This is a genomic window from Algoriphagus locisalis (assembly GCF_900116615.1).
Classification (GTDB): Bacteria; Bacteroidota; Bacteroidia; order Cytophagales; family Cyclobacteriaceae; genus Algoriphagus; species Algoriphagus locisalis.
On record NZ_FPBF01000008.1, the window covers coordinates 181,210 to 207,061 of the forward strand.

At 41.8% G+C, this 25,852-nt stretch carries 25 protein-coding genes; 12 read left to right on the forward strand and 13 right to left on the reverse strand.

Going from position 1 to position 25,852, the window contains the following annotated elements; all coding sequences use genetic code 11:
- Positions 1 to 2: 2 nt before the first annotated feature.
- Genes BM386_RS19980 through BM386_RS19990 form a run of 3 tightly spaced genes read right to left on the reverse strand, consistent with a single transcriptional unit; the run spans position 3 to position 1,592 of the window.
- Positions 3 to 623 (reverse strand): thioredoxin family protein, encoded by a 621-nt coding sequence (locus BM386_RS19980; RefSeq protein WP_091697447.1) that lies wholly within the window; start codon positions 621 to 623, stop codon positions 3 to 5.
- Between the two features lie 31 nt (positions 624 to 654).
- The gene (locus BM386_RS19985; protein ID WP_091697448.1) at positions 655 to 1,068 is read right to left on the reverse strand and encodes a YkvA family protein; all 414 of its coding nucleotides are present in this window, start codon (positions 1,066 to 1,068) and stop codon (positions 655 to 657) included.
- A gap of 2 nt (positions 1,069 to 1,070) precedes the next feature.
- Positions 1,071 to 1,592 carry a DUF7935 family protein gene (locus BM386_RS19990; protein ID WP_091697450.1) on the reverse strand — a complete coding sequence of 174 codons (522 nt, stop codon included), beginning with the start codon at positions 1,590 to 1,592 and terminating at the stop codon, positions 1,071 to 1,073.
- 110 nt (positions 1,593 to 1,702) lie between these two features.
- On the opposite strand from BM386_RS19990, the gene BM386_RS19995 reads away from it, so the two are divergent.
- From BM386_RS19995 to tnpA, 3 genes are all read left to right on the forward strand, one after another.
- On the forward strand, positions 1,703 to 2,017 hold the full coding sequence (locus BM386_RS19995; protein WP_091697452.1) for a HesB/IscA family protein: 315 nt from the start codon (positions 1,703 to 1,705) through the stop codon (positions 2,015 to 2,017).
- 158 nt (positions 2,018 to 2,175) lie between these two features.
- The gene (locus BM386_RS20000) at positions 2,176 to 2,670 is read left to right on the forward strand and encodes a DUF6265 family protein (RefSeq protein ID WP_091697453.1); all 495 of its coding nucleotides are present in this window, start codon (positions 2,176 to 2,178) and stop codon (positions 2,668 to 2,670) included.
- 217 nt (positions 2,671 to 2,887) lie between these two features.
- On the forward strand, positions 2,888 to 3,340 hold the full coding sequence (tnpA, locus tag BM386_RS20005) for an IS200/IS605 family transposase (protein ID WP_091697455.1): 453 nt from the start codon (positions 2,888 to 2,890) through the stop codon (positions 3,338 to 3,340).
- 237 nt (positions 3,341 to 3,577) lie between these two features.
- Here the strand turns inward: tnpA and BM386_RS20010 are convergent, their stop codons facing one another.
- The 4 genes from BM386_RS20010 to BM386_RS20025 all read right to left on the reverse strand — a co-directional run bounded on the left by BM386_RS20010 (position 3,578) and on the right by BM386_RS20025 (position 6,498).
- Positions 3,578 to 4,033, reverse strand: a complete 456-nt coding sequence (locus BM386_RS20010; protein ID WP_091697457.1) for a DUF4268 domain-containing protein — start codon at positions 4,031 to 4,033, stop codon at positions 3,578 to 3,580.
- A 216-nt stretch (positions 4,034 to 4,249) separates the two neighbouring features.
- On the reverse strand, positions 4,250 to 4,615 hold the full coding sequence (folB, locus tag BM386_RS20015) for a dihydroneopterin aldolase (RefSeq protein WP_091697458.1): 366 nt from the start codon (positions 4,613 to 4,615) through the stop codon (positions 4,250 to 4,252).
- Positions 4,615 to 5,580 carry a DivIVA domain-containing protein gene (locus BM386_RS20020; protein ID WP_091697460.1) on the reverse strand — a complete coding sequence of 322 codons (966 nt, stop codon included), beginning with the start codon at positions 5,578 to 5,580 and terminating at the stop codon, positions 4,615 to 4,617. Before BM386_RS20020 ends, folB begins: the two co-directional genes overlap by 1 nt.
- 3 nt (positions 5,581 to 5,583) lie before the next feature.
- Positions 5,584 to 6,498, reverse strand: coding sequence for a WD40 repeat domain-containing protein (locus tag BM386_RS20025; RefSeq protein WP_091697461.1), 915 nt, complete (start codon positions 6,496 to 6,498; stop codon positions 5,584 to 5,586).
- 30 nt (positions 6,499 to 6,528) lie between these two features.
- Between BM386_RS20025 and BM386_RS20030 the strand changes: the two genes are divergently transcribed.
- Positions 6,529 to 7,158, forward strand: coding sequence for a 4'-phosphopantetheinyl transferase family protein (locus tag BM386_RS20030; protein WP_091697463.1), 630 nt, complete (start codon positions 6,529 to 6,531; stop codon positions 7,156 to 7,158).
- Entirely contained in the window at positions 7,159 to 7,737 is a 579-nt protein-coding gene (locus BM386_RS20035; protein ID WP_091697465.1) for a redoxin domain-containing protein, read from the forward strand.
- Here BM386_RS20035 and BM386_RS20040 read toward each other — a convergent pair.
- From BM386_RS20040 to BM386_RS20050, 3 genes are all read right to left on the reverse strand, one after another.
- Entirely contained in the window at positions 7,731 to 8,576 is an 846-nt protein-coding gene (locus BM386_RS20040) for a transglutaminase-like domain-containing protein (RefSeq protein WP_091697467.1), read from the reverse strand. The genes BM386_RS20035 and BM386_RS20040 overlap by 7 nt on opposite strands.
- Positions 8,577 to 8,633: 57 nt before the next feature.
- A complete protein-coding gene (locus BM386_RS20045; protein ID WP_425285317.1) occupies positions 8,634 to 10,229 on the reverse strand; it encodes an acyl-CoA carboxylase subunit beta in 1,596 nt (531 codons plus the stop codon).
- Between the two features lie 233 nt (positions 10,230 to 10,462).
- Positions 10,463 to 11,263: an N-acetylmuramoyl-L-alanine amidase family protein gene (locus tag BM386_RS20050; RefSeq protein ID WP_091697470.1), complete on the reverse strand. Its 801-nt coding sequence runs from the start codon at positions 11,261 to 11,263 to the stop codon at positions 10,463 to 10,465.
- Between the two features lie 61 nt (positions 11,264 to 11,324).
- Here BM386_RS20050 and BM386_RS20055 point away from each other — a divergent pair, with 61 nt between their 5' ends.
- Positions 11,325 to 14,060 (forward strand): putative LPS assembly protein LptD, encoded by a 2,736-nt coding sequence (locus BM386_RS20055; protein ID WP_244545582.1) that lies wholly within the window; start codon positions 11,325 to 11,327, stop codon positions 14,058 to 14,060.
- A gap of 3 nt (positions 14,061 to 14,063) precedes the next feature.
- Here the strand turns inward: BM386_RS20055 and BM386_RS20060 are convergent, their stop codons facing one another.
- Positions 14,064 to 15,278 (reverse strand): arginine deiminase, encoded by a 1,215-nt coding sequence (locus BM386_RS20060; protein WP_091697471.1) that lies wholly within the window; start codon positions 15,276 to 15,278, stop codon positions 14,064 to 14,066.
- Positions 15,279 to 15,471: 193 nt separating this feature from the next.
- Here BM386_RS20060 and BM386_RS20065 point away from each other — a divergent pair, with 193 nt between their 5' ends.
- From BM386_RS20065 to BM386_RS20080, 4 genes are all read left to right on the forward strand, one after another.
- Complete coding sequence (locus BM386_RS20065; RefSeq protein WP_091697473.1) at positions 15,472 to 16,212, forward strand: DUF4197 domain-containing protein; 741 nt, start codon at positions 15,472 to 15,474, stop codon at positions 16,210 to 16,212.
- A 193-nt stretch (positions 16,213 to 16,405) separates the two neighbouring features.
- Entirely contained in the window at positions 16,406 to 16,843 is a 438-nt protein-coding gene (locus tag BM386_RS20070) for a response regulator (protein WP_091697475.1), read from the forward strand.
- A gap of 12 nt (positions 16,844 to 16,855) precedes the next feature.
- Positions 16,856 to 17,458: a biliverdin-producing heme oxygenase gene (locus tag BM386_RS20075; RefSeq protein ID WP_091697477.1), complete on the forward strand. Its 603-nt coding sequence runs from the start codon at positions 16,856 to 16,858 to the stop codon at positions 17,456 to 17,458.
- Between the two features lie 5 nt (positions 17,459 to 17,463).
- Entirely contained in the window at positions 17,464 to 19,719 is a 2,256-nt protein-coding gene (locus tag BM386_RS20080) for an ATP-binding protein (RefSeq protein ID WP_091697478.1), read from the forward strand.
- A gap of 140 nt (positions 19,720 to 19,859) precedes the next feature.
- Here BM386_RS20080 and lysS read toward each other — a convergent pair whose 3' ends face one another.
- Together lysS and BM386_RS20090 are read right to left on the reverse strand one after the other, a co-directional pair.
- The gene (lysS, locus tag BM386_RS20085) at positions 19,860 to 21,566 is read right to left on the reverse strand and encodes a lysine--tRNA ligase (protein WP_091697480.1); all 1,707 of its coding nucleotides are present in this window, start codon (positions 21,564 to 21,566) and stop codon (positions 19,860 to 19,862) included.
- A 166-nt stretch (positions 21,567 to 21,732) separates the two neighbouring features.
- Positions 21,733 to 22,908 carry a proline dehydrogenase family protein gene (locus tag BM386_RS20090; protein ID WP_091697643.1) on the reverse strand — a complete coding sequence of 392 codons (1,176 nt, stop codon included), beginning with the start codon at positions 22,906 to 22,908 and terminating at the stop codon, positions 21,733 to 21,735.
- Positions 22,909 to 23,606: 698 nt separating this feature from the next.
- Between BM386_RS20090 and BM386_RS20095 the strand changes: the two genes are divergently transcribed.
- On the forward strand, positions 23,607 to 24,704 hold the full coding sequence (locus tag BM386_RS20095; protein WP_091697482.1) for a chorismate mutase: 1,098 nt from the start codon (positions 23,607 to 23,609) through the stop codon (positions 24,702 to 24,704).
- Between the two features lie 91 nt (positions 24,705 to 24,795).
- Positions 24,796 to 25,839 (forward strand): 3-dehydroquinate synthase, encoded by a 1,044-nt coding sequence (gene aroB, locus BM386_RS20100; protein ID WP_091697483.1) that lies wholly within the window; start codon positions 24,796 to 24,798, stop codon positions 25,837 to 25,839.
- The last annotated feature ends 13 nt before the right edge of the window (positions 25,840 to 25,852 follow it).

Below are 25,852 nucleotides of genomic sequence, written 5' to 3' on the forward strand. Positions count from 1 at the left end.
ATTTATACAGTTGAAGCAATCATGGGGGTCAATTCCTCTGCTATTGCTTTGTTTTTATCCCTTGCGTACCAAAGATGCGTGCCGTCAGCAAACTCTTTGGAAGTAATATTCTGGGGATCGAGTTTATACGCTTTCAATCTGTCTTGAAGAAATATTGGCCTAGGCCCCCATACAAAAAGCTCCTTGCTCAGATCCGCACTTAAAGCTATCAAAATGGGGATGGATCTAGCCCCTTCTGTCAAGTAGGCATCCATCAATTCTGGATTTTCATCCCGCAATACAAATCTTAGCTTGATCAAAGGATTCAATTCAGCCAGCTTAGCAAGGAACGGCAAGCTTTGCGCAGCGTCCCCACACCAAGCCTCTGTGATCACCAGCCACACTTGTGGTGAGGAAATTGAAACTAGCAATTCTACTAGTTTAGGAGTGATTTTAGCCGTCTTATCCCAGCGATTCATGCGCTGCACATTCATTTTGGTATAATCGAGATAGCTTTCGGAATGATTGTTCCCAGTGGTTTTATTTTCTGCCAAAAGCGCATCAATCATCCCCCTGTATTCCGAATAGGTCTGGCCAGATGCGATGAGCTCATCTGTAATTACTAAAGCTTGTAGTTCTTGCATTGCTCTTGATTTTGGCAGGTAACAGACCTAATTAATCTTGAGTTCTCTCCCAATCCAAAAAATCATCAATCTCATCTTTTACTTTGGCATAAATGGCTAAAACAACACTTAGATCATCCGCGAAGCCAAAGAATCCCAAGAAATCCGGAATGATGTCAATGGGCGAGACAAAGTAAACCAATGCCAAAAGCACCAAGCCTAGTGTGCTATTGGTCATTTTATGCGTGCCACTAAAATGCGCCTTGATCATGCGGATAAAAACCGATACAGGTTCAATGAGTTTTTTTACTCGTGGATTATCTCCAAATCTCAAAATCTTATTTCCCACACCAGCGATCAGCTCTGTGACTTTATCCTTTTGCTTTCCGAGCGCATTTACTTGCTTGCCAAAAAGCGCTTTGGCATTATCGATAGTGGCGGAGGTTTTAGACTGGAAGGAGCTCATTATCAAAAGTAGATCTGAATCTCTGATTTTATTTGTTTCAACGCATAACCTATAGGATCGTTTTTTCTCTCCAATGCCTGAGCGAAAATTGCCTTTGCCATATCGATCCCTGTAGCCTCATCATTTAGCAGTTGACGACTCTGATTAATGATCGTCGTCACTTCTTCCACAGCTCTTTTTACCGCTTCCCAAGTTTCCTCAGAAAAATATACCTGCTGTGAAAAATTATGGTTGAATTCCTCACGTACTTCTGCCAGCAAAAGCGAATGCAGTTCGCCGGATGTTAATCCTCCAGGATTAGATCTTCGCACCAAATTGTTTGGGGTAATCCGCTCCAGAAAAAGACAAATTCGCTCAGCAGCTTGCAACCGAATGGGAAGAATAGTTTGAGAATTTTGGGTTTTCAGCTCTACCAGTGTTTTTTCTCTTTCCTTGGAAAGGAAAGAAACAACCACGAGATACATGCCATAAAGGACGATGCCAGCTGGCAAAAGAATTTTCAATAAATCGACTGCGTATTCCATTTTTGGGGATTAAACTCGAATTTGCACAAATTATCCCCGTTAGAAAACTTCGGGGTAATGTAAATTTGTATTCTCGCGAACCAATTCCCTGCCAAAATCATTTTCACCACATGATTATTCCTATCCAGATCACAGAAAAGGCCGAAGCCGAGATCAAAAATATCATGGCCAATAAAAACATTCCTGCCGATTACCATTTGCGGGTGGGTGTAAAAGGCGGTGGATGTGGCGGGATGTCTTATGCTTTGGGATTTGACAAACCAAAGGAGGAAGATCAGAAATTTGAATTAGCGGGAATCCCTGTACTGATTGAAAAAAAACACTACATGTTTCTGATGGGCATGCAGATAGATTTTTTTGAAGGCGACGAAGCGCGAGGATTTACTTTCGTGAATCCCGAGATCCCGAAACGTCATGATGTTTAATTTTCTTTTTTAACCGCGGAGGACACGAAGGTTTTCGCAGAGGACGAAATTGAAAAAGTTGTTCTGCTTCCCCAGAAGCTGGAATAATATAGCTCTTCGTAATCGGAGGATTATCCACAGAATTTTCAATAAATTCATACAATTCAAACCCCACTTTTATGAAAAAGTTCATCCTCTCCTCCATACTATTATTCACCTGCTTCTTCGCTTTTTCCCAAGTGAAGCAACTCGATAAAGATCAGGAACCAGGCAAAGGAAATGTCGAGGATCTTGACTGGCTGGAAGGATTTTGGACTGGCACTGGTTTTGGCGGCGAATGTGAGGAAGTTTGGATGCCAGCAGTAGATGGAAATATGATAGGGACTTTTCGCTTTTGGAGCGAGGGAAAACTTGTCTTCTCCGAATTCATGAACATAGTCCAGGAAGGAGAAACCTTCTCTTTGAAACTCAAGCATTTCAATGCAGACCTATCTCCATGGGAGGAAAAAGACAAGTGGACCACCTTTCGTTTGGTGGAAGTTGCTGAGGACGCTGTGTATTTTCATGGCTTGACCATGAAGCGAGTGGGTGATGAAATCAACCTATGGCTGGCTTTGACTGAAGATGGTGTTCGGACAATTGAGGAATTGAAATACGTGAAGCGAGAGTTTTAATTTTAAATGAACATGCCTTTTCAGGGCTTATTTGCATGGCCATCCATCTCTAGGTTATTTAGCATAATCTAAGCTTTCCTAAAATCCATAGGATCTCAGGAAGTTCAAAAACAATTTACTTGCCCTGTAAGGGCAAGATAACTAAGCAACGGTCACAAGGCCGTTGTAAGTTTTAAGAAATATCAATTTTTAAAGCCCTGAAAGGGCGTAATAAACTATGGGACAGTCACTCGTAAAGAATTATGTACACATCATTTTTAGCACGAAGAACAGAGAGCCATTTATCCATCGCAACTATGAAGATGAACTCTATAAATACCTTGGCGGAGTTTGCAAAGCACATAATTGCACTCCTATTCAGGTTGGAGGGCATCTAGATCATGTACATATTCTTTGTCTTATCTCTAGCAGGATGACAGTTGCAGGTTTATTGGAAGAATTAAAAACTGATTCTTCAAAATGGATGAAAAAGCGAGCAGTTGAACTGAGTAAATTCTATTGGCAGGACGGTTATGGTGCATTTTCTATTAACCCTAGCCAAGTAGATACTGTAGTCAACTATATTCAAAGACAACATGAACACCACGCAAAAAAGTCATTTCAAGATGAATACAGAGGATTCTTGCAAAAATATAAGGTGGACTTTGACGAGAGGTATGTTTGGGGATAATGGGTTAATCACGCCCTTTCAGGGCTTAGATAAATATCTATCCAATTAGGCTGATGGGCTTCACCCATCGCTAGGTATATAGCCCTTTCAGGGCTGACTTGAAAATCTGAGAACCTCACGAAATTCTAAAATAAAATTTTTGCTCTAAAATTAGACTAAAACAAGATAACTGGACACGACTGTTATAAGTCAAGTTTTTGCTTTGAATCAATACATAAAAGGGAAAAACACCCAACTTTAACTCTCAAACCCAGGCTTTACATTACTCCAAAATTCATCCAAGGCAATGATTCTTGGCTTCAGAAATGAAATGATCTCTGGCCAATCGTTTTCATTCATCACATTTACAGCTGGCAATATCTTTTCAATCCTTGAAACTGCCTGTCCAAATTCATTTTCCTGATGTAGTTTCCAGCTCCATTCCTCACCCATGGTTGCCTCCAGCATTTTTTTGAATTGAGCAAATTGATCGAAATACAATTCTTGTAGCTCCTCATCCTGATGCCCAAGTTCGATTCCAATTGATGCAAAGTCGCGCTCTGCTTTCATTCTAAAATAGATGTTGCGAACACCTGTTTTATAATTCGGCCAGTTGATTCGTCTTCCTTCCGAATTCGGAATTGGTTTCATGTATTGCCCAAAGGCAATCCAAAACTCCGAACGGATTCTCGATGTTTCAGCTTTGTTGTACACGTTTAATAGGTCGTATGGCTGTCGCTGGGAAGGACAAGAATAATTTAGTCGGCGTTGGAATATTCTTCATCCAGCTCGTCTAGTTGATCCTGACTCGCCCTGTGAATATACATAATTGCCAGGTCCAGAAACTCTAATTTTTTACCTTTATTAGTGAAAAACTATTCAGCCTCGTCATGAGCTTTGATAACTCCTATTGACGCAAGAATCATAGAATTACGCATAATCTTCAGGATATTGAATCTGTACAGAGGAGAAACTTACTAATCCCCCCAATGCTGGGTGATGTTTTTTGAGCGTTAATCTGATTTTTGTGGTTTTGGGATACGCTCCCAGAATATCGGTTACAATCATATGCCCGAGATGTTCTAGCAATTTCACCTTCACATCCATTCTGGCTTTGATGAGTTTGTACAACCTGGAGTAATCCACCGTAGCACTGAGATCGTCGTGAAGCATGGCTTGCCTAAATTCCGTCTCCAATTCAAGATCCAAGGTAAAGCGATTTCCAAGGATAGATTCCTCAGGATATGCACCGTGATAAGCATGGAATTCTATCCCTTCTAGACTTACTTTTCCCATTAGTCAAATTGGTCAAAAAATGACCCTGATTGGTTTTTTGAATCATCAGTGTATTTCGGTTGAGATGCCTGAGGCTTCATAGGTTCTTCTAAAGGCTTTTTTACTTTCTCTGCTTCAAGTTCTTCTATATCTTCTTCAAGAACCTCATCTTCGAGCTCCATCTTGGTATCTTCTAACTCCAACTCTTCCTCTGGATCCGGCTCAGTTTCCATTTCCAAATCAGGAGTCGAATCATGTCCTTCTAACTCCAAGTCTTCTTCTATCACTTCCATTTCAGCTAAAGGATTATCATCTATCTCTTCGGCGGCAAGCTCATCTTCCTCGTATCCGAGATTCTCCAGGTTTGCAAAGGTAAAGGTCTGCGATCTACTCAGTTCATCAATCGCTCTTGCATGTGCCTTTGCATCGATTCTTGAGTAATGTGCCTCCGAAAGATCTATTTGATTTAAGGTATCCTGAGCTATTCTCTTCAGACTTTTCACCATTGATTCTCGTTGCTCAGCTAGCCCTTCATAAGATCGTACTAGCCCTTGCATGCTTTCTCTTAGCTCGACAATTGTCTCTTTCGCCTTAGTTTCTGCTGCGCCAATTATCGCAGCAGCCTGCTCTTCAGCTTGCCTTCTTGAGTCAGCTACCAACTGATCGATATGCTTTGTCGCATTGTCAGCAGTTTCATTGGCATCAGCGATGATCAGATCAGCAGCTTCATTCGCTTCCACGATAATTGCTGCACCAGTGTCTTCAGCTGTTTTGAGGGTACGGAAAAGTGACTCCTCCACATCCTTCAATCGCTTTGCTTCGGCTTCTGTGTTTTGAAGCTTGGTTTTCAGCTCCATATTTTCTTTATGAAGTAGATCTACGACTTCAGAAATCTCATCTAAAAAAAGGCTTACTTCTTTTTTCTCATATCCTCTGAATCCAACTTCAAAGGTTTTTTGCCGAATGGCTGCTGGTGTGATCTTCATGGGTTAATTCGCTTCAATTTTCCAAATAGAAATAGTACGGTCATCCGACACAGAAATTACATTGCCTTGATAGCTACTCCAAATTACCTTGTTTATTGAAGTGCCATGACCTGCATTCCTTGCTTTGTCTATGACTTTGAGGAGTTTCTTTTCACCTGCATCCCAAATCTTAATCGACTTGTCCATAGAGCAGGTGACTAGGAGATTCCCGTCCTCCTTGAAATATAAATAATTAATGGCATACATATGGGCCACAATGTTTTCTTGTAAAGAATAGCTGTCAGTTTCCCAAAATTTCATCTGCGCATCCCTTCCCGCACTTACCAAAATGGACTCGTCCGGAGAATAAGAAAGTGCAAATACTGAATTAATATGTCCTGTCAAATTTGCAATAGGATGGAAATTATTAGCTAAATCCAGAACCTTCACCGTATGGTCGCTCAAGCCAATTGCTAAGTGGCGCTTGTCTTTTGCCAGAGACATTACTCGAATGCTTTTCTCGCTAAGTTTGATATGTTTTTTTACCGTTTTGGAATTGATATCCACCACAATCAGCACTCCATTGCCAGTGCCCACATAGACTTCATCGCCGAAGACTTTGATATCAAAAATCGCCTGATCCGTCAACTTCAGAGACCAGATCTCTTTACTTTCATTCAGATCTATGACGTGAATTCCTTCGAAATTATGACCAATGAAAAGCAAGTTTCTAATCGGATCAGTTGCCAGAGCATAGACTGAATGTGGAAGTCTGGCAATCAGTTTACCGTCTTTAGGCTGATCAAGGTCCCACTCGACTACCATTCCATCGCCAGCTCCAGTGTAAAAAAATCTAGGATCACAACCTTCTGCCAGCGCATAGATACAGTCATTGTGACCGGTTAGTGTTTGTAATTTATTAACTTCTATTTTTGACATATATTGGAGACTTTGGTTGCCCTGCTGGCTATGCAAACAAAAATAGAAAAAATAGATTCTTCCTCGGCTTTGGCCATCAAGATTATCGAAACTCAAGATGAAAACGCACTGGATTTCCTCAGCTTCCGTGAAAAACTTGGGTACGCCAATATTTCCCATCAGGTGAAAAAACGGGAATGGGCCACTGCACGCATTGCCATCAAAGATGCGTTGGATGTTCTTCATGTTCCTTATCCTGGTTTTTTCAAAGATGAGCACGGCAAATCCCAAGCGATGAATGGCCACGGATATATTTCACTTTCCCATACCATGGGATTTGCTGGAGCTATTTATCACCGAGAAAATCCAGTCGGAATTGATATGGATTTGATACGGGAAAAAATCCTGAGAATAGGATTCCGCTTTCTGGATCAATCAGAATTAGACTTTTTGGAAAAGGATCCATTACATTACACCATGGCTTGGTCGGCTAAGGAGTCTATCTTTAAATGTCAGGGAAAAAGAGGCGTTTCATTCCGGGAAAACATACTATTGGATCCATTTGACAAAAACACAGGAATCATCAAGGGTAAAATCCGAGGTACGGATTTTACCGACCATCATTACACTGTACAAGTTCGGGTGATCTCGGATGTCGTACTTACTTACACCATTTGGTAAATGAAAAAACTAAGCTTAGTAATCCTTATACTTCTATCTGCGACTTTTTCGCTTTCTGCTCAAAGTCTGGAAACGATTAATCTCACTGATGCCGTCACCGGCAAGGTTCTCAATTTGCAGTCTGAGGTGAAAGGCAAAGGTTTGGTGCTTGTTTTTCATAGCTTAGCTTGCCCTTTTGCTAAAATGTATGAGGCTCGACTTATTGCTTTGCGAAGCAAATACCAAAGTCAGGGATTTACTTTTATGCTGGTCAATCCAGAAGTGAGGGTACAGGAAGAAGAAAAAACTGAACTTAGAAACTACATCGATCAATCAGGCATCAATATGTCATACCTAATTGATGAAGATCAGGTATTGACCAAATTCCTGAAAGTCACCAAAATCCCAGAAGTCATCTTACTTACTCCTGGCACAAGCGGAGCAGTAATTAGCTACAGAGGGGCAATAGACAACAATCCTCAAGCCGAAAGTGCGGCATCATCCAATTACCTTGACAGAGCTATTGATTCTATCTTAAAAGATGAAGCTCCAACTCCAAGTCAAGTGCGAGCTGTAGGCTGTAATGTGCGTACTTATTGATCGTTCAGCAATGCGATTAATTCTTTGATTTCTCCTACTTTATCCAACTCCCCTAGTTTATCGAATGAATTCTCCAGATTTCTGAACATACGAAGCATCATCTGCAAATGCGCGCAAGGCTCGAAATAATCATCCTTTGGCTCGATTTTCAGCTGCTCCAAGTAATTAAAAATATCCTTTCGGCTAAAAATCAAACCCTTGTTAAACGCATTGATGTAAAAGGTGACATCTGCGGATTTATAGGTGAGTACAAAAAGATTTGGAAGATTCACCCCGTAAATCGGTAACCCAAGCTTCTTTGCCACAAGCAAGTAAATAGAGCAAAGTGTGAGTGGATTTCCACGCTTGGAATCCAACACAGAGGAAAGCATGCTATTAGCGGGGGAGTGAAAATTCTTGGTATTTGCGGAAAACCGAAGCGTATTAAACAGCACATTGTTAATCGCGCGCACCTGCTCATAAGGAGTCAGGTCATTTTTGAAAGCTGTCCAAACGTCGAAGTAAATCTGATGCATTTCTGCATTCAACTTGGCGTATTCCAGATCAGGATACTGGTAGGTATTGATGATCCAAAGCCCCGTGAGCAAGTCCCGATCATCGGTATCTCTCCAGTCTATCAGCCTTTCTTTCAAAAGAGAAAACTGGAGATCGTGAACCAATTCCTCTATCTCTTTCTGAATATCAGGATTGAAACTATTCTCCCATTTTTTCTCCAGAAAAGGAATGATGTCATTCCCCAAGGAAATAATCCTATCCCGTACATGCATTCTCACTTCCCGATCGGAATCATCCAATAAGGAAACCAAGGCATTTAATTCTCCGGGTGTCAATTCACTCATAGTCAAAAGGCTACGGATAATGGCTTAAAATTGTAAAATAAGATACTAAAAATCGGCTTAAGTTTGGATCACGCCGACGTTAAATCTTTCTGTAATCGGCGCATGATTCGCAGCTTCTATTCCCATGCTGATCACCTTCCTAGTCTCTCTGGGATCAATTACCCCATCCACCCAAAGTCTCGATGCTGCGTAGAAAGGGCTTAATTCCTCATTGTATTTTGAAGTAATTTCGTCCAGCAATTCCTTTTCATCTTCAGGAGTGATCTCCAACCCTTTCTTCTTCAATCCTGCTACTTTGATCTGCAGCAAAGTATTTGCCGCCGCCGCTCCAGACATCACTGCCATCTGAGCTGTAGGCCAAGAGTAAATCAGACGTGGATCATAGGCTTTGCCGCACATGGCATAGTTGCCAGCACCGTACGAATTACCAAGGATAAAAGTGAATTTTGGTACCACAGAGTTAGCCATAGCATTCACCATCTTCGCTCCGTCTTTGATGATTCCTCCATGCTCTGCCTTGCTTCCGACCATAAATCCGCTGACATCCTGAAGGAATACCAGTGGGATTTTACGCTGGTTGCAATTCATAATAAAACGGGCAGCTTTGTCGGCAGAGTCAGAATAAATCACTCCTCCCATTTGCATTTCGCCTTTCGCAGTTTTGACGATCTTCCGCTGATTTGCTACGATTCCTACTGCCCAACCATCAATTCTGGCAGTTCCACAAATCAATGTTTTACCATATTCTTCTTTATATTCATCGAAGTCACCAGCATCGACAAGCCCCTTCACAATTTGCAGCATATCGTAAGGCTTTACTCGCTCAGTGGGAAACGAAGCTATTAGATCTTCGCCAGTTAATCCTGGCTTCTGAGCTTCCACCCGGTCAAAAACTGCAGTAGGATTATGCCCTATTTTATCAAAAATCTTTCGAATAGCATCCAGGCAATCCTGATCTGTATCGTATTTATTATCTGTGACACCAGAGATTTCGCAGTGTGTAGTCGCTCCTCCCAAGGTCTCATTATCTATTGTCTCTCCTATCGCTGATTTGACCAAATAAGAACCTGCCAAAAATATTGAGCCGGTCTTATCCACAATCATCGCTTCGTCAGACATAATGGGTAAATACGCGCCTCCAGCCACACAACTTCCCATTATCGCTGCCACCTGCACTATTCCCATCGCGGACATTTTAGCATTATTTCTGAACTGTCTTCCGAAGTGTTCCTTGTCTGGAAAAATCTCATTTTGCATGGGAAGGAAAACGCCTGCACTATCAACTAGGTAGATCACAGGAAGCTGGTTTTCCATGGCTATTTCCTGAGCACGTAGGTTTTTCTTAGCAGTCATTGGAAACCAAGCTCCAGCCTTCACCGTCGCGTCATTGGCTACAATCATACACATTCTCCCACTTACATAGCCAATCCCTGTGACCACTCCGCCCGAAGGGCATCCTCCTTCTTCTTGGTACATTCCATCAGCGACAAAAGCTCCAACTTCTAAAAAATCTGTACCCTTATCTCGCAGGTAGTCAATTCGTTCACGGGCGGTAAGCTTGCCTTTGGCATGTTCTTTTTCTATTCTTTTGGCACCTCCACCGAGCTTTACTTGCTCATATTTTGCCTGTAAATCATGGAGTAAACTGTCCATCGTTGGATTAGAATTTCCGGTAGTCATTGTCTTCAGTCAAATTTGGGTTTAGAAATCATAACCCTTGCTTTTTGCAAATGGTTACGCTTCCAAGTTAAAAAAGAAAAAGCTAACAGTTGTGGTATTTAAGGTGACAGTCTCAGTATTCAGTCTCAGAACAGAATTTTGAAAACCTCATAAAAAAGCCCTCTCCTAAAAAGAAAAGGGCTCTGAAATGTTAAATATTATGAAAATCAATTTTTCTCAATTGACTCTTTGTAATCTCTAATAGAGCGATAAATCGCCGAAGCCATGTATTCTTTTCCTTGTTGGCTCATTAGGAATTGCTCCTCAGTTGAATTAGACAAAAAACCCAATTCCACTAATACAGAGGGCATAGATGGCGTCCAAAGTACATAGAAAGGCCCTTGTTTCACTCCTCGGCTTTTACGACCAACCCGATCTTTGAACTGTGTTTCCACGTGATCAGCCAGAGTAACAGAGTTCTCGAAATGCACTTTTGACATTAAATTGAACATCATGTAAGATTCTGGAGACTTGGGATCAAACCCTTCATAATTTTCCTCGTAGTTATCTTCCAAAAGGATCACCGAGTTTTCTCGTTTAACTATATCGAAGTTTGCATCAAAATGCTTTGTACCCATTACAAAAGTCTCCGTCCCAAACGCTGATTTATTTGCTGCAGAGTTGGAGTGGATGGAAACAAAGAGATGTGCCTTGTTATTGTTAGCGATCATAGGTCGCTCTTTCAATGTCGGAAAACTGTCGTCATCCCTTGTGTAGATAACTTCTACATCTGGAAGATTTTCCTTAATGTATTTACCAACTAATAGAGTGACTGCTAAATTAATGTCCTTTTCTTTTGACCTAGACCCCAGATTGCCAGGATCTTTACCTCCGTGGCCAGCATCTAGAACTATCTTTGTCATTTTAAAAGAGGGCGTCATTGAATCATTTGTAATAAATCCGCCAAATACAAAGGGAATAGATAAAATCAGACTAAGAAGAATTTTTTTGTTTTTGGACCGTTCCATGAGGGCAATAAAATTAACTTTACACGAAATTTCACTCAAATTAAATAAAGCGTAAGCAACAGTGCAGGGATTCAGGCTCTTTTTATTTTGCTTTTTTGGGCTATTGATTGTTCCGCTACTAGCGACTGCACAAGACCCCGTTCGCAAAGCGGAGGAGAAACCGTTGACGCTTCCCGATACATTGATGCCGCCTTTGCGAGATCTGATCAATTTGGATACTATCCCAAATCCTTCAGATACGCTCGCACTTTCTGATTCGACAAAAATTATGCCCAGCAGTGATATCACCACAGATATTACTTATTACGGTGAAGATAGTATCGTCTCGGATTTCACTGAGAACAAAGTCTATCTCCACAAGCAAGCCTGGTTTGAGTACGGGACCATGCGCTTGGAAGCTGATCTGATTATCATTGATTGGAAAAACTCCGAACTCTATGCTTCCGGGGTCACCGATAGCTTGGGAAATATAACCGGAAATCCATTCTTCAAGGATGGAAATTCCAGTTATGAGATCCGAAAGGAAATGAAGTATAATTTCAAAACCCAGAAAGCCATCATCAAGGATGTAGTCACTGAGCAGCAAGACGGAATCCTGCGTGGTGAAACCATCAAGAAAACACAAGATGGCAGTGTTTATTTAGCTAACGGCTACTACTCTACCTGTACACTCACTACCCCTCATTATCATGTAGCTGCTAATAAAATCAAATCTGTAGAAGGCGGACAGGTAGTTGCGGGGCCATTTAACCTTTACTTCAATGGCATTCCTACCCCGCTAGGCTTGCCCTTTGGGATCTTACCAAATACACCGGAAGAGAAGGCCTCGGGATTGATTTTTCCTTCCTATGGTCAGGAGCAAAAAAGAGGGCTTTACCTCCGTGATTTAGGGTACTATTTTGCCATCAACGATTATATTCATGCTAGAGTTACTGGCGATATTTATTCAAATGGTGGCTGGGGACTCAAGTCACAGGCTGTGTATAAAAAGCGGTACAGATTTGCCGGTTCTTTTAATATTGACTTTCAAAAGTTCAGGTCCCCAGAAACAGAACTGAATCCCGTCGATTACAATACCTTCCGAATACAGTGGTCTCATAATCCTGAAACACGGGGAAACAGCCGGTTCTCTGCCACAGTGAATGCAGGCTCCACAAGTTATTTCAACAACATCGTAAACCCGAATAACTTCACTAATAATGTGACCTCGGATTTATCTTCTACTATTACCTATTCCAAAACTTTCACTGGCACCCCTTTCTCCTTTGGCGCTAGCATGAGACACTCGCAAAGTGTGCAGACCGGAGAAGTTCAGCTGACCTTGCCTAGCATGAATCTAAGTATGAATAGGCAGAGTCCGTTCAAAAACATGAACTTTGAGCCTTTGAAAAACTTAAACATCGGCTACACTTTTGATCTTCAAAATTCCATTACCAACAAAGTGACGCAGGAATTCGGTGTGGATCCTGACTTGGTGGACAATACAGAAGAACCGGAACTGGTACCATTTACGCCTTCGAATTTTGGCTACCTTTTGCAGAATGCGAATAATGGGGCAAGAAATAGAGTTCCGTTAAATTCTAGTTTCAGGTTATTCAAATACTTCACTGCTACTACCTCCTTCGATCTTACCGAACTATGGTATCTCAAGAGAATAAATTATTTCTACAATCCAGCTGAAGAAAGAGTTGATAAAATCATGGAGGATGGATTTCATCGGGTCACGTCGTATTCCACCTCCTTCGCTATGAACACGAATATTTATGGTTTTTTCAACTTCAAGAAAGGTAAAATTCAAACCATACGACAGCACATTCAGCCTACTTTAAGTTTTAACTTTTCGCCTGATTTCTCTGATCCTTCTTTGGGATATTTCCAAGAGGTGCAAATCAACAATGAAGGGGACACACGGCTATTTGACCGCTACCAAGGGTTCTCTTATGGAGGTGCCCGGCTGGGAGAAAGCAGGTCGATGGCATTCAGCATCCGAAATGTACTGGAAGCAAAAGTCCTAGACAAAAACGATTCTACTGAGGAAAACGCCACTAAAAAGATCCCAATCCTTGAAAACATCGATCTGAACTCCAGCTATAATTTCGCAGCAGATTCATTTAACCTGGCTCCTATCCGGATCAGCGCCCGAACTAGCTTTTTTGACAGAAAGCTTTCTGTAAACATGAGCACTTCACTTGACCCTTATGCTACAGGCAGATTTATCAATTCAAGTGGAGCGGAAGTTACCCGTTCTATCAACGAATATGCCTGGAAAAGTGGACAGGGAATCGGGACTATACGAACTGCTTCTTTAAATATGAATGCATCCATCAATCCTAGCAACGCGCAAAACCCGGGAGAAGTAAAAGATGAACTGACAAGTGAATTTATGCAGCAAGGTGGAGTAATGAATGAATTTGTAGAAAGTGAAATCAACAGAATTGCAACTGATCCAAGTCAGTACATAGACTGGGATATCCCTTGGAATATGTCTTTTGGCTACGTCCTAGCCTATAGCAATCAGGTTTCAGGAACCAAAAGAATCACTCAAACAGTCAGCGTGAGAGGCGATTTTAAACTATCTGAGAAATGGGCGGTAAACTTCAACACGGGCTTTGATGCCCAAACGAAAAAACTTACACAGACCATGGTGGGTATCGCCAGGGATCTTCACTGCTGGCAGATGAATGTCAACTGGGTTCCTTTCGGAGCATTTACTTCTTACAATATTGACATTCGGGTGAAGTCCACGATCCTACAGGATTTGAAGGTGTCTAGGAGAAGGTCGTTTTTTGACAACTAATCCCTAAACTCTCGACCTACTAATCGGCATCGTCATGCACCTAGGTCCTCCCAGACCTCGGGAAAGTTCAGAAGAAGGAATCTCCAATACCTCCACACCCATATTCCGTAAAGCCCTGTTTGTGTGGATATTTCGATTGTAAGAAATCACCCTTCTCGGGCCGATGGCAAAAACATTCGCTCCATCAAACCACTGCTCACGCATAGCATAATCCGGATTGCCCGCGGCAGTATGCAGGATTTCCAAATGAGGAATTTCTCGTTCCAAAATCGTCAAAAGAGACTCCTTTAGCACCTCCCGCTTGATGTGGACTTTATCATCCTTGATCTCTTTTAGAGTATATAGGGAGGTTTGCAAAACAGCATTCATCGCATCTGGATAGGTGAGCACCAAGTTTTCATCCAGAATAGTAAACACCGTATCCAAGTGCATAAATTGCCGCTTTTGAGGAAGATGCACTTCATAAACTCGCTCCACAGTCCCTTCAGCTAGCAATGCTTTAGCGGCATGATAGATTGCTTTTTCTTCGGTACGCTCTGAGTTTCCGATTGCTACTGCCTTCTGAGATAAGATTATCACATCTCCGCCTTCTATACTTGGCGGATTATCATGTCCCAAGACTGGATACAATTGATGGATATTATCTTTAAAATCCATATGATTCTCAAAAATAGTCCGAAGCAGATCTGCCTCCCGCTGCCTTCCTTCTTTTTGCATACTGGAAAAAATAATCCCACCAGGGGTTATTGCCATTGGATCCCGCTGGAAATACAAGTTGGGACAAGGCGAAATCACAAACGCAAACTCCATCAGTTCACCTGCGTTCAGTTTGGGCAATTTCCGACGCAGTTCGTGCACCTTTAGTCCTGCTGTTAAAATCCCAGCACATTCTGCAGTGGAATAACGCTCCAAAATATCCTCAGCCAGATGCACCATCCCAGAGCGCTTCAAGGACTCCTGCATCAGCTGGAGTAAAATCTTCTGATCATAAAGCACACGAATCAACAGCTCACGCAACTGATAGACTTTTGCTCCGGTAGATTCCTTGATTAAATTTGAAAAAGTATCGTGCTCCTGCTGCAACGCCTCCAGATAAGGCACATCATCAAACAGCAAAAACTCCTTGTTGTAGGGAGTCAATCGGTCAATTTCTTTCCCTGGTCTATGCATCAAAACAGCTTTGAGCGTGCCGAATTCGGAATTAAGTCTTAAATTCATTTTATTAACACTTTAGCATCTATTTTAAGTAATTATTGTCATATCTCAAAAATTAAAAGCTATTTATTAAAAAAATGAAAAACAATAGCATGTGTTTTTTCCATCATATTAACAGATAGTTTAGCTATTAAAACCCCAAATCTTAATTGGGTATCATTGTTGAAGACAGGTAGCATCACCTAAGCCAAATCCAATGAAATTAGAAAATACTATATTCAAAAAACTTTCCTGTATTTTTGCCATTACCAGCGCGCTTTTCCTGGGAAGCTGCGAGACGCTAACCCAAATAAGTAAATCTTTGGACTTGGGCACTCCTACAGATTCTGAGATCAATTCCGGACTGAAACAAGCGCTGGAATATGGCACCAGCTACGCTTCAGATCGACTATCAAAAGAAGATGGGTATTTAGGCAATTTGGCTATCAAGATCGTTTTTCCTGAGGAAGCCAAAAAAGTGGAAAACACGCTTCGTTCGGTAGGACTTGGCAGTCTATGTGATCAAGTCATTACTAGTGTAAACCGTGCTGCTGAAGATGCTGCTATCGAGGCAAAACCGATATTTGTAGCAGCCATAAAAGACATGAGTATTACCGATGTCAAGAACATCCTATTAGGTGCTGACAATGCAGCTACGCAATACTTTGAGAACAAAACCACTTCTTCGCTGGAGGGCAAATTCAAGCCGATCATCGAAAGTAGCCTGACTAAAGTAGGCGCTACCAAATACTGGTCTGATGTGATCACCAGATACAATAAGATCCCGCTGATGACTCCTATTGAAGCAGATCTATCCAAGTATGTTACGCAAAAGGCAATCGACGGACTTTTCTATGAGATTGCAAAAGAGGAGTTGAAAATCCGTGAAAATGCAGCTGCCAGAAGTACACTTTTATTGCAAAAAGTATTTGGCTATGCTGATTCCCAAGGTTCTTAATTGATGGAATTCCAGATTTGATAGGCTAAAGGCGACTAAGCTTCGTTAATAAAATGCCTAATTCACTGATTTTATAGATTAAACAAAGTTTAGTTTATTTAGTAACCATCGATCACAATACCAAAGTATATCTATATTATTTCTAATATCTTTGCATTACAGTACAGTAAGGTGTGTACTGTAAAACCTGCCCATGAACGAAAAGCTCACAATCTTTTATACAGATGACGACATTGATGACTTGGAATTTTTCAAGTCCATCGTGAAGATGATTACGGATGATTATGCCGTAGTGACCCATATGAACGGTGATCAATTGCTCTATGCACTAGACAATCCTCCTCCGAATCCTCACCTGCTTTTCTTGGACATTAACATGCCCGGTATGAGTGGCTTAGAAGTACTACAGACCTTAAGAAGGTCAGAAAGACATGCTACACTGCCCATAATTATGTTTTCTACCACCAAAGATGAATTAATCATCGAAAAGACGAGGGAGTTGGGAGCGAACTATTACTTGCCTAAAGCAGAGAATTTTAAGCTTCTTCGTAAATCCATTGAGCACACGCTCAATATTAACTGGAGTGATTTCATAGCCGATCACAGCAATTACCTTTATAATAACAATTAATCGCTTGCCTGCATGAGTAACGCAGTTTCCACTAGTTCTTTTCCCCAAAGACTAAAAGAGGCCACGGCCAGGCTGCATCAGGAACTGGAAGATCTCCAAATTCCCCAATCCATTCTGAAGCCAGGGGTCACTAGAGAGGATTATCTGAAGTATATGGATCTCATGCATGATGTGATTAGGGAGGTGGAAACCACCGTATTCCCACTGCTCAGCTCAGAGATTGAGGATTTGGAAAAGCGCCACAAAACAAAGCTAATCGAGCTAGATTTCATGCAGCTTGGTTACGCTAAGCCTTGCTGCACTCCAGTTTTCAAGAACTTAGCAATGAACATCTCCACCGCTTTTGCACTTGGAGTACTTTATGTGATCGAAGGATCATCGCTCGGCGGACGCGTAATTTACAAACACATTCATAAGCAACTCGGGTATGATAAAGATTCTGGTGCAGCCTATTTCTCAGGATATGGAGAGGAAACTGGCTTATTGTGGAAAAATTTCATGACTACGCTCGTAACCTATGAAAAATATAATGCAAATCCCGACGAGATAATCGCAGGAGCTAACTATACTTTTCAGGCAATAAAAAATCACTTTGAAGGGGGAATCAAGCCTTAGTATCTATGAAGGTAAAAGACATTGTCAACCGGGAAATAGTTAACCTAACCAATTGTGAGCAGGAACCTATACACATTCCGGGAAGCATCCAGCCCAACGGATTTCTTATGGGGCTTAAGGAAGATTCACTTCTGATTGACTACTGTAGTGCCAATACGTCTGTATTTATTGGGAAAACCCATACTGATTTATTGGGGAAAACCTTTGGAGATGCCTTCGGAGAGGATGCGGAAACCGAATTATTGGATTACATCTCCAAGGACAGAATGCTGTCATCTCTCCTTCTCAAAACGATCTTATTGGGAAAGGAATTTCTCTGCACGGTACACAAAAGTAACGCTACCGTTATCGTAGAGGCTGAGCCTATCAATTCTGTAGCGAAGCAAGTAAATGAGGTATATGATCATACCTCCCAATTCCTTTCTTATATGCACACCACCCAGAGTCTCCAAGATCTCTGTGGCCTAGTGGCCAAAGGAACTCGTGAAATTACAGGCTATGACCGGGTGATGATCTATAGATTTGATGGAAATTACAACGGGGAAGTATTTGCGGAAAGCTGCCGCGAAGACCTAGAGCCATTTTTGGGATTACACTATCCGCATACGGATATCCCTCCTCAGGCAAGGGAGCTTTACATGAAAAACTTATTGAGGATAATCACAGATATTGATTATTCGCCAGTACCGATTTATACATTAGACGATAAAGAGGACAAAACCCTAGACCTTAGCCTCTCTATTTTACGAAGCACCTCTCCTATTCACGTGCAGTACCTACACAATATGGGTGTAGGGGCTACGCTTACCATTTCTTTGATTTATAAGCAAAGACTTTGGGGACTGATCGCTTGCCATCATTATTCACCCAAAAATCTAACGCCTGAAATGAGACTTGCCGCTCAGCTTCAGGGACATTTCATCACTTCTCAGATCGACGTTAGGCAATCCAATGAGGAATATGAAGTATCCAGAAAAGTAAATGCGGCTTTTGATAAAATGGATGCTTTCGAACTTTCTGATAACCCAGCGTCATTTGCCGAATTGATCAAAAAACCAGAACTACTGGGACTTTGCAATGCAAATGGTGTTTCGCTTGTTTTTGAAGGCAAAGTCTATCTAAATGGTGTGACTCCATCAGAAGATGAAGTGAAATTTCTTGCTGGCTACTTTGCTGAATACACCGAAAACTCAAGTATCAGTACGAGCAAGCTTCTGGATATTTTACCTGATTACGCTAGCCTTTGCGAAAACACCGCAGGAGCAGTCTATCACTCCTTAGACATGGAAGGCAGCAATTGCATCATTTGGTATAGATCAGAGACCAAGACAGAAGTAAACTGGGCAGGCGATCCAAGCAAATCGATCATTCTGGACAAAAAAGGATTGTCTCCGAGAAACTCCTTTGAATTGTGGAAGGAAATAGTGAATTGTACCAGTAAGCCATGGCTTCAGCCTGAACTGGATACTGCCGCCGCCTATTCAAATGGCTTGCAGAGACAGATCAATTTGATCAAAATCACCCAGGAAGAGCAAAAATATCGCAAGCTCAGTGAAATGCTCAAAGAGGCAAATGCCGAACTTGAGAATATGAACTGGATCAGTTCGCATGACTTGCAGGAGCCACTTCGTAAGATGCAACTCATTTCATCGCACTTGCTCTACGAAGATGAGATACCGGAAGCTGCGCAAAAATCGCTGAAACGTCTCAATATTTCTGCGGAGCGTATGCAGACTTTACTTCAAGATATTTTGAAATATACACGTCTGAAATATTCTGAGGAGGATTTTGAGCTTGTCGGTTTAAATCAACTGGTAGGACTAGTAGCGGATGAACTTACAGAAGATTCAGAAGCAATCGAATTAAAAGTAGGAAGCCTGCCTCAGATAATGGGTGTACCTTTTTTCCTGAAGCAACTTTTCTCTAACCTGATTTCCAATTCCATCAAATATTCAAAAACGGATGTGCCGATTGAAATCCAAATAAAGGCAAAGCAAAAACCCGTGGCCTACCCCACTACTAAAGATGAGTCGTATTATTTGATAAAAGTGATTGACAACGGAATTGGCTTTGAGCAGAAATACGCTGAGTCTATTTTTAATGTATTCACCCGACTTCATCTTGCCACAGAGTACAGTGGATCTGGTGTGGGATTAGCGCTGTGTAAGAAAATCGTAAAAAACCATCGGGGCTATATCACTGCCAAAAGTTCAGTGGGCAAAGGAACGGAGATCAGTATATATTTCCCTGTGGAAGGGTGAGAGGAATAGGTTTGAAAGCTGATCGGCTTTAGTGAAGGGTATGAATAAGGAGATAGGAAGTCGTGAGTGAGGACACTCACGTTGGCAATAAAAAAAACCGAGCCTTTCAGCCCGGTTTTCACTTATCTATCAGTCAGGAATTAATCTATTAGCGATACAGTAATCGCATCACCATCCTTCGTCACTTTCGCAACTCCCTTGCCCGTAAGGCCTTTCATCGCTACATCCCATTTCTTCCCGCTTAGTCCAGCTTTTCCTTTCAGGTCAGCTATAGCCACTGGAGATTCTGCTTTCAGCAATTCGAAGATTCCTTTTTCCTCCTCAGTCATTTCCACCTGCTTTTTCTCTGGTCTCATCTGAGGGAAGAATAATACTTCCTGAATGGTAGTATTATTTGTCATCAGCATAGTTAGACGGTCAATACCGATTCCCAAACCTGAGGTTGGAGGCATTCCGTATTCCAAGGCACGAAGGAAGTCCTCATCCATCGCCATCGCTTCATCATCACCACGCTCAGCAAGTTTCAACTGATCCTCGAAACGCTCACGCTGATCAATAGGATCGTTAAGCTCGGTATAAGCATTTCCTATTTCTTTTCCATTCACAAACAGCTCAAAACGCTCCACCAAACCTGGCTCCGTTCTGTGCTTTTTCGCCAAAGGCGTCATCTCTATAGGATAATCTGTGATGTAGGTTGGCTGGATCAAGTTGGCCTCCACCTTCTCAGAGAAGATCTCGTCCACCAGTTTGCCTTTGCCCATAGAAGCATCGGTCTCTATACCCAAGTCCGCGCAGACTTGACGAAGTCCTTCCTCATCCAGCTTACTGACGTCAACACCAGCATATTCCTTGATGGAATCGTACATGGTCAATCTTCTGTATGGCCCTGCAAATTCAATCTCGCTCTTACCTACTTTGATTTTTGTTTTGCCATGAATCGCTTGACAAACCTGCTCGATCATTTCCTCCACCATTTCCATCATCCAGATGTAGTCCTTATAGGCCACATAGATTTCCATGGAAGTGAATTCAGGGTTGTGCGTGCGGTCCATGCCTTCGTTTCGGAACATTTTCCCAAACTCATACACCCCATCAAAACCACCTACAATCAATCGCTTCAGATACAGCTCATTCGCAATCCTCAGGTAAAGCGGCATATCCAAGCTATTGTGATGGGTTTTGAAAGGACTTGCGGCAGCTCCTCCATGCACAGCCTGAAGGATAGGAGTCTCCACTTCCAGCCATCCATGGTCGTCGAAATAGCGACGCATCTGGGTGATGATTCTGGAGCGGGTGATAAAAGTCTTTTTCACCTCCGGATTCACCGTCATATCCACATAGCGTTGTCGGTATCTTAGCTCAGGATCTGTAAATCCATCGTGCACATTGCCATCCTCGTCTCTTTTCACCACAGGAAGTGGCTTCACCGACTTAGAAAGCACGGTCAATTCCGTTACGTGAAGAGAAATCTCGCCAGTCTGAGTAGTAAAAATATAGCCTTTCAAGCCAAGGAAATCACCGATTCCCAAGAGCTTTTTGAATACTGAATTATATAAAGTTTTGTCTTCGCCTTCGCAGATATCGTCCCGGCGGACATAGAATTGCAGACGACCAGTGGCATCCTGAATTTCTCCAAAAGAAGCCGAACCCATGATTCTACGGCTCATCAAACGACCTGCTATCGAAATGCTCTTGTAGTCATTTTTGCGATTTTCATAGTTACGCTGAATATCCTCCGCAGTGACATTGATCGGAAATGACTCAGCTGGATAGGGATTGATCCCCAGTTTCATCAGTTCTTCCCGATCTTTACGTCTTTCTATTTCCTGTTCGCTCAAAAGTTGCATTCTTTTTAATTTGAGATTTGTTGTTCTTTTTATTTTGTTGGGTGTCAGGTGACCGATGTCCGATGTAAGCCACTTCTTTGCAACTTTATCACCTTTCAGCTTTCTATCTCACACTATTTTACTATCATCATCTAACACCGGTCACCCGACATCGGACATCAAGCAATTATTTTTTCTTCCTTCTCTCCATCTCCTTTTTTATCAAAAGGAACTCCCGACTGCTTTGCCCCGCTATACTGGAGTTTTCCGAAGCTCTACGGATCAAGTAAGGCATTACCTTTTCCACTGGACCATAAGGGACATATTTCAATACCCGATACCCCGCATCCGCCAGATTAAAGGAAATATTATCACTCATTCCATAAAGCTGCGCAAAGAAAACACGGTCAGAATCCTTCTCTATTCCATGCTTTTCTATCAGCTCCACCACGAGATGATTACTTGCTTCGTTATGCGAGCCACTTACCAAGTAAACGCCATTTTCTATGCAAAACTCAACACCGAGATTATAATCCGTATCAGTTGCCGATTTGCTTGGCTGGATTGGACTTACATAGCCCATTTCGGCTGCACGTTCTCCTTCCTTCTCCATATATGCACCACGAACCAATTTGGCTCCCAGCAAATACCCCTTAGCTCTAGCAACAGCCTCAGCTTCTTTGAGACGCCCAAGCATATCGTGCCGATACATCTGATAGGTATTATATACGATACAGGTTTCACGGTTGTACTTTTCCATGGCCTCGTATGCCAAGTCATCTATCACATCCTGAAACCAAGATTCCTCGGCATCAACTAATATTTTTATTCCCTTCTGAAAAGCCGCGTTGCACAATTGATCCACTCGGTTTTTCATTCTTTCGAAAGCCAGACTTTCATCCTTAGATAGGGTCTCGCCTGCCTGCACTTTGATCATGATCTCGTAATCACCCAAGCCAGTCACTTTGAAAACAGCAAAAGGCAAAGAATCCTGATTCTCCGCTTTCTCAATAGTTTTCAAAATCTCAGCACAGGTCAGATCATAACTCGCTTCATCTCCCTCACCTTCCACCGAATAATCCAGCGTGCTTTCCACGCCAAATTCAGCTAATTTCTTTGCAGCTTCAGTACTTTCTGCGATTGTTTCTCCTCCACAGAAGTGCCCAAACATCGTCTTCTTCATGATCCCTTTAATAGGTAGATGAAGTTTAAAGCCAATATTGGTCAGGGCAATTCCCAGATCAGACACGAACTTATTATTCAACATGGCAAAAACCAGGTACATGTTCCTGAGTTCTGCATTACTTTTTGAGGCAAAGGCAACCTTTAAGTTCTCAAAAGAAATATTGGGTTTGGCGGGCATATTCCAGAAATAAAGCTGCAAAGATATTAAAAAAACTGCTTTTGGGTTCCTTTTGTTGGGATAATTGAATGGGTGAAAATAGGCCTGAGACACTAGACCCAAGACATGGGTATTGTGTCAGTTGAGAAGAGTAAACCGTTCATTGACGCTAATTTCTAACTAGTAATTTACCTTGAGTTTCTACGGGAATATTTCCTGCATCTTATCCAAAAGATTTTGAAAATCACAAAAGTCAATCTTAGAGATATATCAACATTCCATTTTGATTTAAGACAAATTCAAGATGTTTTGAAATGCCTTAAACCAATATCCTTTCTCCTTTGCCATCTCAGACATTTTTAAATTATTCCAAAATATTTTTTCCGGATATTAAGAAAGGTTTTTAGAATAAAATCAAAATATAATTCTGAAAGCATGTCAGAATCCGTAAAGATTTAGAAATATTCAACAAAAAGCCTGAATCATTGCCGATTAAATAATCTGACTGGCAAAAAATTAATTTTGATTTTAAAAATCACCACTTTACATTTGGCACATGTTAAACACAGCAGCGACATATTTTAGCTTCTTTTACTTTTACTTTCGAAGACAAAATCGAATCGGAGTTGTGTATTGCCTTGCCTAAACTAAGAAACAAAATATAACACATAAAGCCCGATTCGAAAGAGTCGGGCTTTTTTCATTTAAAGCTCAGTAGTATGAAAGAACACAAGCAAATCAAAGACTGGGGCCTAGGACTTACAGGCCCTACCATCATCGCAGGACCTTGCTCCGCAGAGACTCCAGAGCAGATCGAGCAGATCTGTATCGAGATGAAGGAAAACAATGTAATTCCTTCTATGTTCCGTGCCGGAATCTGGAAGCCAAGAACCAGACCGGGAAGCTTCGAAGGTATAGGAGAAGAAGGACTAAAGTGGATGGAGATCGTTCGTCACCACCTGAATATCCCTATCACGGTAGAAGTGGGGAATGCAGCTCATGCTGAAATCGCCCTAAGAAACAAGGTAGATGTGGTTTGGGTAGGCGCCAGAACTACCGTAAACCCTTTCGCAGTTCAGGAAATTGCGGACGCATTGAAAGGTTCTGATATCCCAGTGATGGTAAAAAACCCAATGAACCCTGATCTTGATCTTTGGATGGGAGCATTGGAAAGATTCCATGCGGTAGGACTTACTAAACTGGCAGCGATCCACAGAGGATTCTCAGACGCTTACGACAAGAGATACAGAAATAAGCCAAATTGGTCTATGCCAATGCACTTGAAACGTGTGTGGACTGGAATGGAAGTAATAAATGACCCTTCTCACATCGTAGGTAAAAGAGACGGAATTCTTGAAATCTCCCAGAAGGCGATGAACTTCGGCTTGGATGGTTTGATGATCGAAACTCACCACGATCCAGACAACGCTTGGTCTGACGCAAAACAGCAGGTAACACCGGCACGCTTGAAAGAAATTCTTTCGGCTATCGATTTCAAAAAACCTTTGGAATCTGAGCAGCCAAGTGAGCGTCTGAACGACCTGAGAAGAGCTGTAGATCACTTAGATGACCAATTATTGGACATTCTTCAGGAAAGATTTGCTGTGATCGACCAGATCGGAGCCCATAAAAGAGAGCACCACCTGTCCGTTTTTCAGTCTGACCGTTGGAAAGAAGTAATGGAAGGACGTACCCAAAAGGGAGTAGCCAAAAACCTTAGCGAGAAATTCATGCGTGAGTTGCTTTATTGTATCCATGAAGAGTCAGTAAAGCGCCAGGAAAAGCAGCTTAGAGAAGCTGACCCGGTGAAAAAGTAAATCCATAATTACTGAGCTTATAGTAAATCTGGGGAGAATATTTCTCCTCAGATTTTTACTCAAATTTCAGACTCTATAAAATCCCGTTCTCGTGAACTCAATTATCTTTTCTGAAAATGCATCTGTGGATTTGACTGCTGTACTCGGTGAGATCAAATTTTCCAGTCTTTTTATACTTACAGATGAAAACACCAAGGAACATTGCCTCCCCTTGGTCGAAGAAGTTTTCCCTTCCAACAGTACCTTTTTCACCATTGACTCTGGCGAGAAAAACAAAACCATAACCACCTGCATGCAAATCTGGGCTGCCATGACGGAAGCTCAACTTGATAGAAAAGCACTTTTCCTGAATATAGGAGGTGGAGTTTTGGGCGATATGGGTGGTTTTTGCGCCAGTATTTACAAAAGAGGAATTCGCTTTATCAATATGCCCACTACCCTGCTTTCGCAAGTAGATGCCAGTGTAGGCGGAAAATTAGGAGTGGATTTCGAGGGATTAAAAAATCACTTGGGCGTATTCAATGAACCAGAGACGGTAATTGTTGCCTCAGAATTCCTAAAAACTTTACCTCAGCAAGAGCTTAGATCAGGCTTTGCCGAGATCATCAAACACGGGTTGATCCGGGATAAGAGCTATTTCGAAAGTCTGAATTTTGAAAACTGGAGCAATTCCTATTGGACTCCGCTAATCCATCATTCTGTTGAGATCAAAAAATCTGTGGTCGAAGAAGATCCTAAGGAAGCTGGCTTGCGCAAAATCTTGAATTTTGGGCATACGATAGGTCATGCTTTTGAAACGTACTTTTTGGATGGACCTAGACATTTATTACATGGAGAAGCCATCGCTGTTGGCATGATTTGCGAAGCCTGGCTCTCACACAAGAAATTAGACCTTTCGATGGCGGAAGTGATGCAAATTCAAACCGCCTTTTTGAAAGTGTATGGCAAAGTAGAAATTCTGGAAACTGATCTTCCGGAGGTTCTTGACTATTGCCTGCAAGACAAGAAAAACGAAGGAAAAGAATTGATGTTTTCTTTGCTAAGTTCTATCGGCGATTGCACCTATAATATTCCGGTTGCCCGTGAGGAAATCCGGGAAGCTATCCATTATTATCAAAATTTACCTCAGACCTAATTACCAATATTTT

What these genes read in the sequence shown, in the direction of transcription:
- tnpA (WP_091697455.1), top strand. Translation starts at nt 2,888, where the DNA reads ATGGGACAGTCACTCGTAAAGAATTATGTACACATCATTTTTAGCACG.
- BM386_RS20030 (WP_091697463.1), top strand. Translation starts at nt 6,529, where the DNA reads ATGCAAACAAAAATAGAAAAAATAGATTCTTCCTCGGCTTTGGCCATC.
- BM386_RS20040 (WP_091697467.1), bottom strand. Translation starts at nt 8,576, where the DNA reads ATGAGTGAATTGACACCCGGAGAATTAAATGCCTTGGTTTCCTTATTG.
- BM386_RS19980 (WP_091697447.1), bottom strand. Translation starts at nt 623, where the DNA reads ATGCAAGAACTACAAGCTTTAGTAATTACAGATGAGCTCATCGCATCT.
- lysS (WP_091697480.1), bottom strand. Translation starts at nt 21,566, where the DNA reads ATGCAACTTTTGAGCGAACAGGAAATAGAAAGACGTAAAGATCGGGAA.
- BM386_RS20095 (WP_091697482.1), top strand. Translation starts at nt 23,607, where the DNA reads ATGAAAGAACACAAGCAAATCAAAGACTGGGGCCTAGGACTTACAGGC.
- folB (WP_091697458.1), bottom strand. Translation starts at nt 4,615, where the DNA reads ATGGGAAAAGTAAGTCTAGAAGGGATAGAATTCCATGCTTATCACGGT.
- BM386_RS20035 (WP_091697465.1), top strand. Translation starts at nt 7,159, where the DNA reads ATGAAAAAACTAAGCTTAGTAATCCTTATACTTCTATCTGCGACTTTT.
- BM386_RS20020 (WP_091697460.1), bottom strand. Translation starts at nt 5,580, where the DNA reads ATGAAGATCACACCAGCAGCCATTCGGCAAAAAACCTTTGAAGTTGGA.
- BM386_RS20070 (WP_091697475.1), top strand. Translation starts at nt 16,406, where the DNA reads ATGAACGAAAAGCTCACAATCTTTTATACAGATGACGACATTGATGAC.
- BM386_RS19985 (WP_091697448.1), bottom strand. Translation starts at nt 1,068, where the DNA reads ATGAGCTCCTTCCAGTCTAAAACCTCCGCCACTATCGATAATGCCAAA.
- BM386_RS20050 (WP_091697470.1), bottom strand. Translation starts at nt 11,263, where the DNA reads ATGGAACGGTCCAAAAACAAAAAAATTCTTCTTAGTCTGATTTTATCT.
- BM386_RS20065 (WP_091697473.1), top strand. Translation starts at nt 15,472, where the DNA reads ATGAAATTAGAAAATACTATATTCAAAAAACTTTCCTGTATTTTTGCC.
- BM386_RS20090 (WP_091697643.1), bottom strand. Translation starts at nt 22,908, where the DNA reads ATGCCCGCCAAACCCAATATTTCTTTTGAGAACTTAAAGGTTGCCTTT.
- BM386_RS20025 (WP_091697461.1), bottom strand. Translation starts at nt 6,498, where the DNA reads ATGTCAAAAATAGAAGTTAATAAATTACAAACACTAACCGGTCACAAT.
- BM386_RS19990 (WP_091697450.1), bottom strand. Translation starts at nt 1,592, where the DNA reads ATGGAATACGCAGTCGATTTATTGAAAATTCTTTTGCCAGCTGGCATC.
- BM386_RS20000 (WP_091697453.1), top strand. Translation starts at nt 2,176, where the DNA reads ATGAAAAAGTTCATCCTCTCCTCCATACTATTATTCACCTGCTTCTTC.
- BM386_RS19995 (WP_091697452.1), top strand. Translation starts at nt 1,703, where the DNA reads ATGATTATTCCTATCCAGATCACAGAAAAGGCCGAAGCCGAGATCAAA.
- BM386_RS20075 (WP_091697477.1), top strand. Translation starts at nt 16,856, where the DNA reads ATGAGTAACGCAGTTTCCACTAGTTCTTTTCCCCAAAGACTAAAAGAG.
- BM386_RS20045 (WP_425285317.1), bottom strand. Translation starts at nt 10,229, where the DNA reads ATGGACAGTTTACTCCATGATTTACAGGCAAAATATGAGCAAGTAAAG.
- BM386_RS20060 (WP_091697471.1), bottom strand. Translation starts at nt 15,278, where the DNA reads ATGAATTTAAGACTTAATTCCGAATTCGGCACGCTCAAAGCTGTTTTG.
- BM386_RS20080 (WP_091697478.1), top strand. Translation starts at nt 17,464, where the DNA reads ATGAAGGTAAAAGACATTGTCAACCGGGAAATAGTTAACCTAACCAAT.